The following is a 14994-nucleotide window of genomic DNA, read 5'->3' as shown; positions in this document are numbered from 1 at the left end:
GCAGGCTATCGAACGGAAGCCGTCTCGGCGACATCGATATTGGCCGCCGTCACGGCCTGAGTTACGGGCTTTTCCATGCCCGCGAAATCGGCCGCACTCAGCATATCCTCCGCATCCACGCTGGCGAGGATGTCGGTGCTGAAGATGCCGTTGAAGAAGCCGCTTTGCTGTAGAAGGAAAGCAATGCCGGCGACGATGGCGAGCGCAAGAATGGCGGGCGACGTGTGGCGAGACGATTCCATGATCTCATGCCTTCAACAGGGGGCCGCGTTCCGGTCCCCGTAAATCCGGTTTATTGAGATGGAATCTGTCACTTAGCGCTTCCCGCCAGTAGATCAGACAACAGACACCGACCGTCAACAAAACGAAAACAATCCCTGAAAATAGAAAAACGACTGAACTTTTTTGAGACACTCGCGCATAGGAGGTGTCTTCGGTACTGTCGAACTTACAAATCTTTGAGAAAAATCATAGGGCTGATCGTTGTATTGCGACCTGTCAAACTTATCGTATGTAATCTTTGGTATATGTGGCTTTAATCTTTTCCCAAGAAATTTAAGCTAACAAATAGAAGATTGCTTAAGAACTGAGGAGTTGCCGGAATGAATACGGCCGTCGCGCCCAAGGTGCAGGTTCCCGATGTGGCGGGTCAGATCACCTATGCCATGCGCTCCATGGGCGTTGCGCCAATTCCCCGCAATTACGAACTCTTCTACGAGGCCTATATCGGTTCCAATCCCGCGCTCACCCGCGACCTTGCCGCTCTCGGCAGCCAGGCGACACAGGCGGAACTCGACGTGCTCGGCACGCAGCACTGCTCACACACGGCGCCAGCCAAGATATTCGACGACGCGCACAGCCGCATCGCCGGCGAACTGGAAGGCCTGCTCCGCGTGCTGCGCCAGGAGCAGACCTCGCTCGAAAGCTATAACCGGCTGCTCAACGAGACCTGCAAGCGCATCAGCTCCAAGAGCACGAGCAGCGCCGACCTCATCGAAAACGCCATCGACCTGCTCACCCAGGCAACCGGCGATACGATCACTCACGGCGAAAAGACCGTAGAAGACATGGTCCAGCGCTCGCAGGAGATGGATCAGGTCCGCAAGGAACTCGACGAATACAAGCGCATCGCCAACACGGATTCGCTGACGCGCCTTTCCAACCGCCGCGCCTTCGACGACCGGCTGGCCGCCGTCTTCAACAATCCTGCGCTGCGCCCGGTCACGGCGTTGCTTCTCGCAGACATCGACAATTTCAAGAAGATCAACGACACCTATGGCCACCCGGTCGGTGACAAGGTGCTGGCGACGGTTGCCTCCGTCATCCGCACCAATGTCCGCCGCGACGTCTTCGTCGCCCGCACCGGCGGCGAGGAATTCGCCCTCATCATCGACGGCAATACGCTCGACGAAGTGACTGCAATCGCCGAGCGCATCCGCCGCACGCTGGAATCCACCCCCTTCAAGAATTCCCGCACCCGCGTCAATTACGGCCCGGTCACGGTCTCCATCGGCATCTGCATGGCCTCACATGCCGATGATGCCGGCGAGCTCTATTCCAGGAGCGATATCGCGCTTTACAGCGCCAAGAATGCCGGCCGCAACTGCACCGTCGTCTATGAGGACGGCATGCAAAAGGAATTCACCAAGAGCTGGCTGATCTACAAGTCCTGATCCCCTGGGTTTGGCTTAGGCCTGATCCCGAGTTTCCGGCAATACTTCCGGAAATACAGAAAAAATGAAATAAGTCTCTTGAGCGGCCGGAAACGGCCGCTTCCTTTATGCAGGCTTCTTAAGTGCAGGCCGCGCTGCCTTTCAAACCACCTCGACCCTGAAATCCGTGCCTTCCCAGCGCTGCGCATCCGTCCAGAAGATCGTGAAGTCGACGACACCGGGGCCGAGCGTTTCCGTCGCMAGATCGAAGACATGGATGCCGAAGCCCGTGTCGCGGCATGGACTGTCGGTGGCACTTGCCCAGCCGTCGGTGGACCAGCGCACCAGCGCAGGCTCGGGCAGTTCGATGCGGAGCCGCCGGCCCGCCGGCATTTGATCGCGCCGGGCCGTCAGCCGCCAGGAAAAGGGTGCCTGCGCCGGCTTTGCCGCGACATAGCGGGCAACGGTCTGGGGCGGCATGTCGAAAATCGTGCCATCGCGCAGCGACCGCAGCAGCTTGATGTGTTCGGCATGCGCCCAAACGAGCGGCATGGCGCTGCCGGAGGGTCGGCCGAGGAAAAGCTCGCGTGCCGGCACGTCCTCGCTATCCCATATCTGCTCGGGCAAGAGCCCTCCCTCGCTTGCCGAAGCCTCCAGCGCAGCGAGCATCCGCCGCGCTTCGTCCACTCGTCCGGCGGCGAGTTCGTAATGGGCGCGCTCGCCGGTCAGCAGTGGCCAGAGCCTGCCGACACCGCTTCCGGCAAAAGGCGCGCCGCCAATGCGCTCGCCGTAGCCGTCGTCATTGTAGCGATACCAGTAGGGACCGGCGGGAAGGTCGCGGCGCAATTGCGCATCGATTGCCGCCACCGTGCCGAGGATGCGCGGATCGTCGGCGGCCCGGAGGCCGAAGCGCACCAGCGCCAGAGCATCCGGGCTGATCAGCAGGTCCGCCTCCAGCACCTCGCCGAGATCGTCGCGATTGCGGATCGGAATGAAGTCACGCCCCAGCGACGAGGCGCCATCCGTGGCCGAAGCGATGMGCACGTAATAGCCCTCGACGCCGAGACTACGCGACAGTTCCGTATCGGTGGCGTAAGTCCACTCCTCGATGCGCTCGTTCCAGCCATCGGCCACCTCGCGCAGATAGTGCGACGCCGTGAGCCGCCCGGCCGCCTCCAGTGCATCGGCCGCCGCAAGCAGCCCGGCGATCTCCACGGCGAGCGTGAACGGCGAGTAACCGGCATCTTCCTCCCAGCGATCCTCCTGGGTGGCGGGACCGTTTCTGACGAGATAGCCCGCAGCCGCCTCGATCATCGGCAGATAGCGGCCGGCCTCTGACGCATTAATCGCGCCTGCCCGCAGCAGCATGTCGTAGAGCAGGATCGGAAAGGCAGTTTCGTCCATCTGGATGCCATGCCAGTAGGGCCTGCCGTCCAGCCAGGCATTCTGCACCCAATGGCCGTCCGCCTCCTGGATGACGGAGAGATAGTCGAGAACGGAGCGCGCATCCGCGGTGGCCCCGGCCGCGAGCAGACCGCCCGCCGTTTCCACCAGGTCGCGCGTCCACACCAGATGATAGCCGCCAAGGTCGTCATCGCCTTTACTGAAACCCCAGGGGATGGACAGGCTGGCGATGATGGCACCGGAGGCATCGTCTCGGTGGGTGGCGAGCACGCCGGTACTGACGCGGTAGCGGTTCAGCTTATCTGGATCATGCGGTTCGTCGAGCGCAAGCAGCCCGGCCTGCCACTCCCGCCATCCGCTGCAGTAATGTTTCAGCGCCGGTTCGCCGCCCTGTTCGAGGCTGAGCAGCGCGCGCAGAGCAGCCTCTTCCGGCTGCGTGCCGAAGCCGATGGCGATCAGCGCCCGCCCCTTACCCGCCTGCATATCAAGCGTGCCTGATAGCGCGACATTGCCGGAGGCAGCAACGCAATAATCCTCTCTCAATCCCTTGCCGCGCGACAGCGTCTGCCAGCCATCGGAAATGCCGACATAACCCACTGACCGGGCAAGCAGAGGCACCGAAGCGGCAATGGCGAGCGACCGCCCGGATCCCTCGGCAAAGAGCATCTGCCTGCCCTTGAAATCGGCGGACCAGCCACTGTTCTCGGCACCGCCATTGACGAGATGCGGGGCAGCAAGCGCATGCAGCCTGTAGTCGGAAAGGTTGCCCCTCAATGCCTCGAAGTGGATGTCCTGCAGCACCACCTCACGCTCCGGGTCGGAAAAGATGGTCTTGGTGATGCGATATCGTCCGTCGCGGGCGGAATTGACGAGACGGAAAGCCGGAACGCCGTCCTCGATCGCCTGAACGCTGTGATCGGCATCGCGCTTCTCCTCGGAGAAATAGCCCTCCGCCGTGACGATGAAACCGAAATCGCGCATACAGGCCATGTCGAGGCGCGGCGCGTAGATCTCGTTGAGGATGCCGTGGCTTGCCGTGAACCAGACGCAGCTCGCCGAACTGACGGCGGTACCAACAGCACTCTTGTCGCTGGACGTCCATCGGGGCTCGATGCCCGGCGCGCCTGGTGGCTCGACGGAACCGGGTGGCAGTGTCGGATAGGCCAAGTGCTGTTCCTCCGCTATGTTTGCGCATCTTCCTTGCCATCCTGAGATGAAATTAAGCGATCCGCAATATACCGGCTTGACAGCCGGCTACGATCTTGTGCCCGATAGAATGGCGCGGGAGGGAATGAGGGTACAGCCCGGAGAGGAGCGCCAGCCATGGTTGACACAATGGAAGCATCGCAGGCAAAGCAGGCGCGTGAGCGAGCCAAGCCCAAGGTTGCTGCGCCGGACGGCCGCATCGTGCTCGCCGTCGATATCGGTGGCTCGCATCTGAAGGCGGAACTCAGCAGCGGCAGCGAGAGGCGCTCGGTCGTATCGGGGCGCGAGATGACGGCGGCGAAGATGGTGGCAGCCCTTACCGATCTGACCGCCGACTGGCACTATGACGTCGTCGCCATGGGCTATCCCGGCGCCGTTGTCGCCCACCGCCCTGCGGCCGATCCGTTCAACCTCGGCCCGGGATGGAAGGGCTTCGATTTCGAAAAAGCTCTCGGCAAGCCCGTGCGCGTGGTCAATGACGCGCTGATGCAGGCGATCGGCAGCTACGAGGCCGGCCGCATGCTCTTCCTTGGCCTCGGCACCGGACTCGGCTCGGCCATGATCGCCGAGAACGTCTGCTTGCCGCTCGAACTCGCGCATATGCCCTATAAGAAGGCGACATTCGAGGACTATGTCGGCGAACGGGGCCTCGAAGGTCGCGGCAAGGGCAGATGGCGAAAATCGGTCTTCGACGTCGCCGATCGCCTGGCCGCCGCCCTGCTGCCCGACTATATCGTCATCGGGGGCGGCAACGTCGAAAAGCTGAAGGATCTGCCGCTCAAATGCCGGCGTGGCAGCAACGAAAACGCCTTCCGCGGCGGCTTCCGGGTCTGGCTGGACGACAGCTTGCGGCTGTGAGCGGCAGTGAAACCGATGTGCTTGAAGCCGTATTGGGCGGCGGAGGGTGATGACAATGCTGGAAACGGACAAGCTGTTCACCGGCTCGATCCCGGAAAACTACGACCGCTATATGGTCCCGCTGATTTTCGCGCCCTTCGCCGTGGATCTCGCTCAGAGAGCGGCATCCCTGTCGCCCGGCGCAGTTCTGGAAATCGCAGCAGGCACCGGGGTCGTCACCCGCGCACTGGCGCCGAAACTGTCCTCGGACGCACGCTATATCGTCACCGATCTAAACCAGTCGATGCTCGACTACGCTGCTTCGCAACAGGGCTTCGATGATCGCCTGGAATGGCGCCAGGCGGATGCTCTGAAACTGCCGTTTGAAAATGCCGCCTTCGATCTCGTCTTATGTCAATTCGGCGCGATGTTCTTCCCGGACCGCATAGCCGGCTACCGCGAAGCAAAGCGTGTCCTGAAGCCCGGCGGACGTTTCCTGTTCAACGTATGGGACCGCCTCGAGGAGAATGTTTTTGCCGACGATGTGACGACCGCCCTTGCGACGATGTTTCCGGACGATCCGCCACGCTTCCTGGTCCGCACGCCGCACGGCTATCATGACAAAGCCTTGATCTGCGCCGAGCTGGAAGAGKCGGGTTTCTCCCATGTGGTGATCGAAACGAAGGCCGAACAAAGCCGCGCATTTTCGCCTCGGATTCCTGCCCTCGCCTATTGCCAGGGAACCGTCCTTCGCAGCGAAATCGAAGCCAGAGCTCCAGGAAAACTGGACGTTGCGACCGACTATGCCGCATCCGCGATTGCCGCCCGGCATGGCGACAGCGAGGTTGCCGCCAAAATTCAGGCCCACGTCATCATGGCAGCGGCCTAGACCTGCCTGATCGAGCCCCAGACCAGTTTCGTCCTGACGATGAAACTCAGTTTTCCCTCGCGAGCATAGGGAGCGAGCATCTCGCCGAGCTCTCGGTCGAACTTGTTCATCCTGCCGCCCAGATGGGATGGCGCGAACGTATCGCGCGAATGCTGGCAGCGAATGAAGTCTTCGACACTTTGCTCGAATGGAGCGGAGTGGAAATGCTCGGAGCCGTCGATGTCGAGGAACGCCTTGTACGCCGACCAGCCCTCTCGCTTGCCAATGGGATCGAACGCCTCGCCTGTTATGGCCGGAACCCATTTGCCGAGAAAAGACTGCCAATCGGCCTCCCAGGCCGGTTGGAAAGGCGCATCTCCCGATATGACGGCCACCCGGTGATCGGCGGCAGCATAGGTTTTCAGCCGCGCGAAAAGACGCCTGTGATCCATCCAGTGAATGCTGGCGGCGGCAACGATGAGATCGGGACGATCGGGGATATCGACATCCTCGGCGAAACCGACGATCCAGTGAAGATTGCGCGCGCGCCCTTCCTCCAGGCTCTGGCCGAGCTCGATCATGTGACGCGACGGATCGACGGCAATGACCTTTTCGAAATGCCGTGAGAGCGGCCGTGAAATCTTGCCGGGGCCACAGCCTATATCCAGCAGGCAGGCGCGTTTCGGCGCGATGCCCAGCAGTTTGTCGTAAACCGCCTCGGGATATGGCGGACGGAAGGGATAATTGCTGACGACATCGGCATCCTCGAACGATGCCCCGGTGCGTTCCTGCGGCTTCTCGACCATGATAGGCTCCGCCCTCTGTTCCAGTCGAGAACCACTCCATAATTCAACAGGATGTCAGTATGGTAACAGGCGCGATGGCCGGCTGTAAAATCGAACGGCTCGAAGGCTGGATCAACGGGGTGTTCGTCTCCCGGCCGGATGCAGGCGAGACCGGCGTCGTCGTGCTCAGTGGTTCCAGCGGCAGAGTGGATATCGATCGTGCCAGACTGCTTGCCGAGTCTGGCGCGCAGGCGCTGGCGCTGCAATGGTTCGGTGGTCCCGGTCAGTCGCCCGGCATCTGCGAAATCCCGCTGGAGACCTTCGCCGACGCTACGGACTACCTGATTGCGCGGGGCTGCCGGCGCATCGTCTTCGTCGGAACCTCGAAAGGCGCCGAAGCGGCCCTGCTTGTCGCCACCCTGGACCCGCGCGTCGATGACGTTATTGCGATCAGCCCGACCTCGGTCGTCTGGGGCAATATCGGTCCCGGCAAGGACGGCATTGCCTGGCCGGAACGCTCATCCTGGTCCTGGAAGGGAAAGCCGCTGGATTTCGTTCCTGCCGACCTCGCCTGGGAACGGATTGATCGCGATGGGCTGGTGTCCTATCGCTCCTTCTTCGAACAGTGCCTGGCGAGGGACGAGGAAACCCTGCGGCGCGCGCGGATTCCCGTCGAAAAAGCCGCCGCGAACCTTGTGCTCGTGGCTGGCGGAGACGATGCGCTCTGGCCATCGGACAGCTTCGCCGGCGCGCTTGCCCACCGGCGGGAAGACAGTGGCAGGCCTGTGTCACTGATCGTTGACCCCGAGGCAGGTCATCGCGTGCTGCTCCCCGGCGAGACGACGCCTCGCTCCAGCCTTCGTGCCCATGGCGGCACCGACATTGCGGATGCAAGGCTTGGTCTGATGGCATGGGCGGCGATCGAAGCCGCCTTGCTGAAGAAGGATTGACTGGCCCGATACGGTTCAGGCGGAAAGCTGCAGCAGGATCGCACTCGTTGCCATCAGCACCACGACGATCCATGGCGGCGCCTTCCAGACCACCAGCAGCAGGAAGCCGGACAGGGCAAGGGCAAAATCGGCCGATGTGAGGACCGCGCTTGTCCATACCGGATTGTAGAGGGCCGTACCTAAGACGCCGACCACAGCCGCGTTTGCGCCACGCATGGCCGCCTGCGCCAGCGGATAGGTGCTGAGCCTGTCCCAGAAAGGCAGGGTGCCGAGCAGCAGCAGAAAGCCCGGCAGAAAGATGGCGACCAGAGAGATGGCTGCGCCTGTGACACCATTGGGAGACGGACCTGTCACCGCCCCGAGATAGGCGGAAAACGTGAAGAGCGGACCGGGCACCGCCTGCGCAACACCATAACCGGCAAGAAACGCGTTTTCCGAAACCCAGCCCGGCCGCACCACCTCCGTCTCGAGCAGCGGCAGGACGACATGTCCGCCACCGAACACCAGAGCACCCGAGCGATAGAAGGCATCGAAAAGGCGCAGCCCTTGCGAATCCATGATGGAAACGATGAGCGGCAAACCGAACAKCAGGAGCAGGAACGCCAGCAGACAGGTGACGCCAGCAGATCTCGATATTCCGAACGAAAAATCTGTCCGTTGCTCGACCGCGGCCCCACGACAAAGGGCGAGCCCTGAAACGGCACCCAGGACGATGGCTGCGAGCTGACCGAGCGCCCCCGCTGATATCACGATGAAAATGGCGGCCAGCGCGATGCCGGCGCGCGGCCTGTCGGGTGTCAGCGATCGGGCCATGCCCCAGACGGCTTGTGCAACGACAGCGACGGCAACGAGCTTCAATCCGTGCAGCAGACCCTGCCCGAGAGGATTGTCGAGCGCGGTGGCGGCGGTTGCGAAGATGAACAGGATCAGCGCGGATGGGAGCGTGAATGCGCTCCACGCTGCAAGCGCCCCCAGTGGCCCGCCGCGCAGCAGGCCCATGGCAAAGCCGACCTGGCTCGATGCAGGACCGGGAAGGAACTGACAGAGGGCGACGAGATCGGCATAGCCCTTCTCGTCGATCCATTTGCGCCGCGTGACGAGCTCGTCGCGGAAATAKCCGAGATGCGCGATCGGTCCGCCGAACGAGGTGAGGCCAAGCTTCAGGAAGGCGCCGAAGACCTCCGCAGGCGTGCCTGCCGATGGAACAGCCGTCTGCTCCTCAGTMATTTCCTTCGCATCCACGCCAATATCCCCCATTGTGCCGACCCGTATCCTCATCATCAATGACGGCACGATGACAACAGGTGATTTTCGATGTCAGTCGAATAAACCGTTGCAGATCTTGTGGTCCTGGAGGCGCGGATCAGGCAGCCTGACGGAACCGCCTTCGTGTGGGCAGCGTCATCGCGATGACACCGGCCATGACGCAGGCAAGACCAAGGCCTGCCGTGGAAGACAGCGTTTCGCCGAGGAAGATCACACCGATCGCAACGCCGATCGGGACCCTCAGATAGGCCTGGGCCGTGGCACCCACCGAACCGAGCGTCTGCACGAGACGGAAATAGATCACGAAGGCGAGCGCGGTCGAGAAGACGGAGAGCGCAAGGAGCGCCTGCAGCGAATGGAGGCTCGGCTGCAACGTCCAGGGATGATCGACGATGACGCTGACCGGGAGGAGAATCACCGCGCCTGATATCAGCGAGCCGGCAGCCGGCATCATTGGGTCGAGCCCTCTGAAATTCCGCCCGAAGACCGCGGCACCCGCATAGCAGATCGTGGCGGTGACGATCGCAAGCTGAGCCCAGAGTGCCTGTCCGATGCTGCCGAGCGCACCGACGCCGATGATCAGGGCAGTTCCGATCAATCCCGCCGACACGCCGAAAAGCTTGCGGGCTGTGAGCGCTTCATGCCGGGTGATCAGCGCCGTGATCAGAAAGGCAAAGATCGGCGTCGTGGAATTCAGGATTGCGGCAAGACCGGCATCGGTCGTTCGTTCGGCCCAGGCGATCAGCGTAAAGGGCAAGACGCTGTTGAGGCAGGCTTGAAACAGAAAGTAGACCCATGTCTTTCGGTCGCGGGGCAGCTTGAGGCCACGCCAGCCGATGATGGCGAGAAGCAGCCCGCCGGCGATGAATGTCGCACCGCCAAGCCTCCGATGCATTTGGCCTTGTCACTGAGCAGCGAGCGGAGCCGCCGGAGCCGCACGCGTCACCGGTGGCGGGTTCCACTTGCCGATCAGCGCGCTACCCTTCGGCGCATAGAGCCTCATCGTCAGATTATACGGGCCGTTCGGCGCCGGCAGCCAGTTCCATTCCTTGTCCTTGCCGGGGCTTTCCGTCTGGAAATAGAGGTCGAGCGAGCCGTCCGCGTTGAACTGGAACGGCATCCAGCTGCTGACCGCGAAACGGTTGAGCGGGTTGGCGACCTGGAAGCCGTCACTGTCATAGAGGGTGACCGACCAGAAAGCGTTGACTGGTGGAATGTTCTCCTTTTCGAAGTGGATCGTGTAATTGCTTCGCCCGTCCAGCGGGTTGCCGGTTTCATCCGCAAGATTCAGCGGATAGATGGCGTCTTCAGGCAGATTGGCGCCAAGCCCCTGTTGCGCTATGATCGCGCGTTTCAGGTAGTAATTGCCATAAACGCCCATCGTGTCCGTATTCATCGACCAGCCATTGACCACGCGTGCCAACGTCTTCAGCTTCCAGCCCATGAGCGCTTGCGCATCCTGCGGCGCCGTCTTCAGCGCTTTCTGGACGACAGGATCGGCCTTGGAAAGATCGAAGCTCTTGCCGGGCTCGATGCCGATCCGCTTCATGCGGGCAATGATCGGCTGATCGGTGCTGTGCGGCGGATGAAGTTTCAGGAGTTCGGCAGAGTAAGCGAAATAGTCTTCCGCCGAAGCCGTATCGGCCTGCGTCTTCGGCGGCGTCTTCATGTCGACGGAAGGGTCTACCTTGACCGCGGCCGGCTTGGCGTCTTTGCCCCACTGCGACAGCGGRGTGATCTTGTAGCCGTCCTGGACCTTGTGAACGGCATCGTAGTCGTCAGGGCCATCGGTTTTGGTGCGGCCGATGATCCAGACATAGGGCGTCGGAGCATCGATCCGTTCAGTCCCATCAGGCAGCTTGAATTCGCCGAACGTATCGTGAAGCTCGGGCCTCCATCCGGGCGAGGCAATCAAGAAGTTTCCGGCTGACGTTCCGGTCGTTCGCCAACCCGGCGCGGCAAACACATCCGTCCACATGTCCAGCATCGGCAGGAGGTAATAGCGACCGCCGGTATCCGGTGCGGTAACCACCACCGGCTCCTTCGTGAGATCAAGCCAGCCGCTCGAATAGAGCGTATCGAAATTCGGCCGGACTACGGCCTTCATGTCCGCCGCCGGAAATGCGCGGACATTGGCGAAGCGGTTGGCCGGACCGCCAATCGCTCCCTCCTTCGGTTCCATGTTGGTCAGCTGCTTGCGCGTGATATCCATCGATATCAACGGATAAAAATAGACATAGGCTTCGATGCCGATCTCACGCGCTTCCTCTTCGGTCAGGGAAGCGGCCCCGGCCTCAGAGGGGGCCGAAATGGCCATCGAAGCAATTGCCAGGAAAGCGAACGAGATAGGCGTTCGCAACAGGCGTCTGATCCCAAACTGGATTGTCATGTGCGTTTCCCCCGGAACGAAATGAAAAACCCGGCAGGGCCTCGATTGATGCCGACGCATCTTTGGCAAGGCCAGGATAGCGAAGGTACTGAGGACTTGCTGAGCGATCAAAGCGAAACATACGGGGCGAATCTCCGGAAGTAAGTTACAGTAAACGGCGCCGTAAATGGTCAGGATACATGGATCTGTGCTTTGATCCGGAGCAGGATATTGGCTTTCATTGAAGGCCCTTCCGCAAATGTCAGGTGAATGCCATAACTCGATTCCTGACACGGAGGAGGACGATATGACTGAGATGACCGTTCTTGCATTTGCGCTTGTGGCATTCATCGGCATCGCTACACCCGGCCCGACCGTGCTTCTGGCCCTGACGAACGGCTCGAAATTCGGGGTGCGCCGGGCGATATCGGGCATGATCGGCGCAGTCATGTCCGACTTCGTGCTGATCGGCGCAGTCGCACTGGGTCTTGGTGCCCTGCTCGCCGCCTCGGAATTCTGGTTCACCGTCGTTAAATGGGTGGGTGTCTGCTACCTCGCCTTCCTGGGTGTCATGCTGCTGCGCTCCAAGGGGACGCTGGATGTTTCGCTGCGCTCTGAAAGCGGCAATGCGTCCGCTTCGCCGGTGACGATTTTCCTGAAGAGCTTTCTCGTCGCCGTCACCAACCCCAAGGGCTACCTGTTCTTCTCGGCCTTCCTGCCGCAATTCATCGATCCCGCCGGTCCGCAGGTCGAGCAATATGCCATGCTCGCCCTCGTCTTTGCCGCCATCGATTTCATGGTCATGTTCGGCTACGCATTGCTCGGCTCGCAGGCCGTCCGGCTGTTGCGGAAGTCGGGCGCGCTCTGGCTCGACCGTATCTGTGGCGGCGCTTTGCTGACGCTTGCCGGCTCGTTGGCACTCTATCGGCGGGCCAGCGTGTAACTACCCCGAATTTACGGGTCTGATTTACGGTAACGTACTTATCCGAACTCRCCCGATCTGCATTCAATAAGCCTCGAGGGGACGCCATTCCGGCGGCCGCAGCAGGAGGGCTTGCGCATGCGGAAAGGACCGAAACTGATTGGTGCGGCGGCGATCGCCGCCATTGCCTGGACGGGTGCCGCAAAGGCCGACACCATCAGCTATGCCGACGCGATCACGGTGCTCGCGAAAGATTGCGGTGCCGATATCAGGAAGTTCTGCAAGGGGATGAATCTCGGCAATAACAGGATTGCCGATTGCCTCGCGCAGAACTCCGCCAAGGTATCGCCGACCTGCACAACCACACTTGCGAGCGTGGCGGCATCGATCCAGAAGCGCGAACAGGCGCAGTCCTCATATAAAAAGGTCTGCGCCACCGACATGGCGCGGCGCTGCAACGGCGTGAAGGGCGACGGCTACATTCTTGCATGCCTCGCCGGCAAGACAAAAACGGTCAGCAATCAATGCAGCCAGACGATATCAGATGCGGGCTGGAGGTAAGGTCATGACGATGAGAAAAACCGCCCTCGCCGGCCTTGCCGCCGCCTTCCTCGTCCCTGCGCTTGCGCTCGCACAGCAGGTCTCCGAACAACGCATTATCAACGGGCTCGGCAAGCTGCAGGGGGCAGCGCCCATCGTCGATGTCGAACTGCTCAGGCAGGAGGCCATGAACGGGTCCGGAAAACAGATGTCCGGCCTGCCGAACTGGAGCAAGGTCGCGCGCCTGCCCCAGATGGTGGTCGAGATCGCCTTTGCTAATGATTCCGTTGCCATCGAGCCCGAATCCTACCGCACGCTCGGTATGATCGCCGATGCACTGCACCACCCGAACCTCTGGGCCTACAAGTTCCTCGTCGTCGGCCATACGAGTTCGACCGGCACTGACCAGCATAATCTCGACCTCAGCCAGCAGCGGGCCGAGGCGATCAAGGAGATTCTCTCGACCACCTTCGCCGTCGATGCCGGGCGTCTCTATGCGGTCGGGGTCGGCGAATATTTCCCGATCGAGGGCTCGAAATCGGAGGCCGCCGATAACAGGCGCGTCCAGCTCTACAATCTCGGCGTCTTCACGCGCAAACCCTAAGGAAGAGACCCACCGTGCTGCTGATTCCAACAGCCGGCGGCACGGTTATTTCTGGACAGGCTGGCCAGCATTTGTCCGCTCCCCCATGCGCGCCACGAGCAGCGAATAGGCCACGTAATATTTATAGATGTTGCTGACATATTGAACGGTTTCCCGCCCGACGATCTCGGAGGCGRCATTCTCCACATTGCCGAACCAGACATTGGGGTCGAGGCCCATCGCCTTTGCCTTGTCGCGAAACTTGTGCAGGTTGCCAGGCCCGGCATTATAGGCGGCGAAGGCGAAAAGCTGCCGGTCTTTGGCGTCCAGACCGTCATCGTCGATATAGGTGTCGATCAGGTGGCGCAGATATTTGGCGCCCGCCTCGACATTGCGATCAGGGTCCTTGTCGATGCCGCTGATGCCGATCACCTTGTCCTTCGCCGTCGAAGGCAGCATCTGCATGATGCCGACGGCGCCGCGCGGCGAGCGACGTGACTGGTCGAGCTGCGATTCCTGATAGCCCTGCGCCATCAGCATCAGATAGTCGAAGGAATAGCTGCCGCCGTATTTGCGGAAGATCTCCACCAGCGTCTGGAAGCGGGCGACGTCGGAGGGCGAATAGGCGCGCTTGATGATCTTGTCCTGCTTGTAAAAGGTGTTGCGCAGGATATTGCCGAAAGTCGTGCCGACCTTGTGCGTCGCGACGAAGGCGTTCAGTTCCGCCTTCAGCTCCGGGCTGTTCTTGCGGATCGCCCAGGCGATCTTGCCCTCGGAGGACAGCACGATATCCTGGCGCACCTTCATGTCGGCAAAGACATGCGACCAGATATTCCCCTTGTAGGCGTCGACGACCGTGAACGGCAGAAGCTCGGCATTGACCATCTCCATCAGGTCCTCGTCTTCGAGGCTTTCATCCATCACATGGATGCCGATCTCGGGTTTTCCTGCTGCGGTCAACTCCTTGTTGCGGACCAGAAGATGCTCGTAATAGCTGCTGGAGGCGCGCACCGCGATATGCTGGCCCGAGAGATCGTCGAGGCTGGCGATCGCCGGGCTGTTGGGAGCGGCGACCAGCACCTCCTCGGCATTTTCATAAAGCGGATCGGCGAAATCCACCTGCTTCAGCCGCTCGTCGGTGATCGTCAGGTTGGCCATGACGATATCGCCATAGCCCTCGTTCAGCGCGTCGAGCAGCCTGTCGCGCGCCATCGGCACGAAGACGATGTTGACGCGGTCGATCTGCTTCTTGCTGTTCTTGTTGAGGACCTTTTCGAGCTCCAGCCCGAACTGCACCGCCGTGCCATACTGGCGGCCCTTGTCGACGAAATAGATCGTCTTGCTGTAGGGCACGAGCACGCGCACGATGCGGCGTTCTTTCATCTTGCCGAGATCGATCACGTGCTTGTCGATAAGATCAGGCTTCTGCACCGGCGCCGGGGTCTCGGCCGAAGCCGGCCTTGTCCCCAGCGACACGGCGGCCAGAACGAGGACGAACAATATCTTCAAAAACGAGCTCATCGAGGCCTCCCCAGCATCGGCGATGAACGCATTTGTATCGCTGCGGTTTTGATCTCTTCCGTCGCGGCAGCTCCGGCTGCACTCCCGCGACG

General features: G+C 61.3%; 13 protein-coding genes and 1 pseudogene. 7 read left to right on the top strand and 7 right to left on the bottom strand.

All coding sequences use genetic code 11. The features are described from left to right. Nucleotides 1-5 precede the first annotated feature (5 nt). Nucleotides 6-242 (bottom strand): hypothetical protein, encoded by a 237-nt coding sequence (locus AC1DNW_RS30370; RefSeq protein WP_113308339.1) that lies wholly within the window; start codon nucleotides 240-242, stop codon nucleotides 6-8. A gap of 360 nt (nucleotides 243-602) precedes the next feature. On the opposite strand from AC1DNW_RS30370, the gene AC1DNW_RS30365 reads away from it, so the two are divergent. After that, the gene (locus AC1DNW_RS30365; RefSeq protein ID WP_113308340.1) at nucleotides 603-1673 is read left to right on the top strand and encodes a GGDEF domain-containing protein; all 1071 of its coding nucleotides are present in this window, start codon (nucleotides 603-605) and stop codon (nucleotides 1671-1673) included. A 141-nt stretch (nucleotides 1674-1814) separates the two neighbouring features. On the opposite strand, the gene AC1DNW_RS30360 is transcribed toward AC1DNW_RS30365, so the two are convergent. Then, a complete protein-coding gene (locus AC1DNW_RS30360) occupies nucleotides 1815-4223 on the bottom strand; it encodes a glucan 1,4-alpha-glucosidase (RefSeq protein WP_477855303.1) in 2409 nt (802 codons plus the stop codon). Nucleotides 4224-4379: 156 nt separating this feature from the next. Here AC1DNW_RS30360 and AC1DNW_RS30355 point away from each other — a divergent pair, with 156 nt between their 5' ends. Continuing rightward, nucleotides 4380-5120 (top strand): ROK family protein, encoded by a 741-nt coding sequence (locus AC1DNW_RS30355; protein WP_113301079.1) that lies wholly within the window; start codon nucleotides 4380-4382, stop codon nucleotides 5118-5120. Between the two features lie 55 nt (nucleotides 5121-5175). Beyond that, entirely contained in the window at nucleotides 5176-5988 is an 813-nt protein-coding gene (locus AC1DNW_RS30350) for a class I SAM-dependent methyltransferase (RefSeq protein ID WP_477855302.1), read from the top strand. Here AC1DNW_RS30350 and AC1DNW_RS30345 read toward each other — a convergent pair. Further along, nucleotides 5985-6773 carry a class I SAM-dependent methyltransferase gene (locus tag AC1DNW_RS30345; RefSeq protein ID WP_113308342.1) on the bottom strand — a complete coding sequence of 263 codons (789 nt, stop codon included), beginning with the start codon at nucleotides 6771-6773 and terminating at the stop codon, nucleotides 5985-5987. The genes AC1DNW_RS30350 and AC1DNW_RS30345 overlap by 4 nt on opposite strands. 59 nt (nucleotides 6774-6832) lie before the next feature. Between AC1DNW_RS30345 and AC1DNW_RS30340 the strand changes: the two genes are divergently transcribed. Next, nucleotides 6833-7702 (top strand): acyl-CoA thioester hydrolase/BAAT C-terminal domain-containing protein, encoded by an 870-nt coding sequence (locus AC1DNW_RS30340; RefSeq protein WP_477855301.1) that lies wholly within the window; start codon nucleotides 6833-6835, stop codon nucleotides 7700-7702. Between the two features lie 15 nt (nucleotides 7703-7717). Here the strand turns inward: AC1DNW_RS30340 and chrA are convergent, their stop codons facing one another. From chrA to AC1DNW_RS30325, 3 genes and pseudogenes are all read right to left on the bottom strand, one after another. Next, nucleotides 7718-8959, bottom strand: a complete 1242-nt coding sequence (chrA, locus tag AC1DNW_RS30335; RefSeq protein ID WP_477855300.1) for a chromate efflux transporter — start codon at nucleotides 8957-8959, stop codon at nucleotides 7718-7720. A gap of 106 nt (nucleotides 8960-9065) precedes the next feature. Continuing rightward, nucleotides 9066-9839: pseudogene (locus AC1DNW_RS30330) on the bottom strand (DMT family transporter); the annotation flags it as partial. Nucleotides 9840-9872: 33 nt separating this feature from the next. Continuing rightward, on the bottom strand, nucleotides 9873-11357 hold the full coding sequence (locus tag AC1DNW_RS30325; RefSeq protein ID WP_477855299.1) for a DUF1254 domain-containing protein: 1485 nt from the start codon (nucleotides 11355-11357) through the stop codon (nucleotides 9873-9875). A gap of 286 nt (nucleotides 11358-11643) precedes the next feature. On the opposite strand from AC1DNW_RS30325, the gene AC1DNW_RS30320 reads away from it, so the two are divergent. The 3 genes from AC1DNW_RS30320 (at nucleotide 11644) to AC1DNW_RS30310 (ending at nucleotide 13402) form a co-directional block, all read left to right on the top strand. After that, a complete protein-coding gene (locus AC1DNW_RS30320) occupies nucleotides 11644-12279 on the top strand; it encodes a LysE family translocator (protein WP_113308345.1) in 636 nt (211 codons plus the stop codon). A 117-nt stretch (nucleotides 12280-12396) separates the two neighbouring features. Continuing rightward, on the top strand, nucleotides 12397-12819 hold the full coding sequence (locus AC1DNW_RS30315) for a hypothetical protein (protein WP_113308346.1): 423 nt from the start codon (nucleotides 12397-12399) through the stop codon (nucleotides 12817-12819). Between the two features lie 10 nt (nucleotides 12820-12829). Beyond that, nucleotides 12830-13402, top strand: a complete 573-nt coding sequence (locus AC1DNW_RS30310; protein WP_477855318.1) for an OmpA family protein — start codon at nucleotides 12830-12832, stop codon at nucleotides 13400-13402. Nucleotides 13403-13447: 45 nt separating this feature from the next. Here AC1DNW_RS30310 and AC1DNW_RS30305 read toward each other — a convergent pair whose 3' ends face one another. Continuing rightward, the gene (locus AC1DNW_RS30305) at nucleotides 13448-14902 is read right to left on the bottom strand and encodes an MltF family protein (RefSeq protein ID WP_477855298.1); all 1455 of its coding nucleotides are present in this window, start codon (nucleotides 14900-14902) and stop codon (nucleotides 13448-13450) included. Between the last annotated feature and the right edge of the window lie 92 nt (nucleotides 14903-14994).

The sequence above is a fragment of the Rhizobium sp. 05L429 genome (assembly GCF_056397645.1).
This window is presented reverse-complemented; position numbering and strand designations above follow the sequence as displayed.

Coding starts and splice junctions, on each gene's coding strand:
- AC1DNW_RS30370 (WP_113308339.1), bottom strand. CDS start 242: ATGGAATCGTCTCGCCACACGTCGCCCGCCATTCTTGCGCTCGCCATC.
- AC1DNW_RS30365 (WP_113308340.1), top strand. CDS start 603: ATGAATACGGCCGTCGCGCCCAAGGTGCAGGTTCCCGATGTGGCGGGT.
- AC1DNW_RS30355 (WP_113301079.1), top strand. CDS start 4,380: ATGGTTGACACAATGGAAGCATCGCAGGCAAAGCAGGCGCGTGAGCGA.
- AC1DNW_RS30345 (WP_113308342.1), bottom strand. CDS start 6,773: ATGGTCGAGAAGCCGCAGGAACGCACCGGGGCATCGTTCGAGGATGCC.
- AC1DNW_RS30340 (WP_477855301.1), top strand. CDS start 6,833: ATGGTAACAGGCGCGATGGCCGGCTGTAAAATCGAACGGCTCGAAGGC.
- AC1DNW_RS30320 (WP_113308345.1), top strand. CDS start 11,644: ATGACTGAGATGACCGTTCTTGCATTTGCGCTTGTGGCATTCATCGGC.
- AC1DNW_RS30315 (WP_113308346.1), top strand. CDS start 12,397: ATGCGGAAAGGACCGAAACTGATTGGTGCGGCGGCGATCGCCGCCATT.
- AC1DNW_RS30310 (WP_477855318.1), top strand. CDS start 12,830: ATGAGAAAAACCGCCCTCGCCGGCCTTGCCGCCGCCTTCCTCGTCCCT.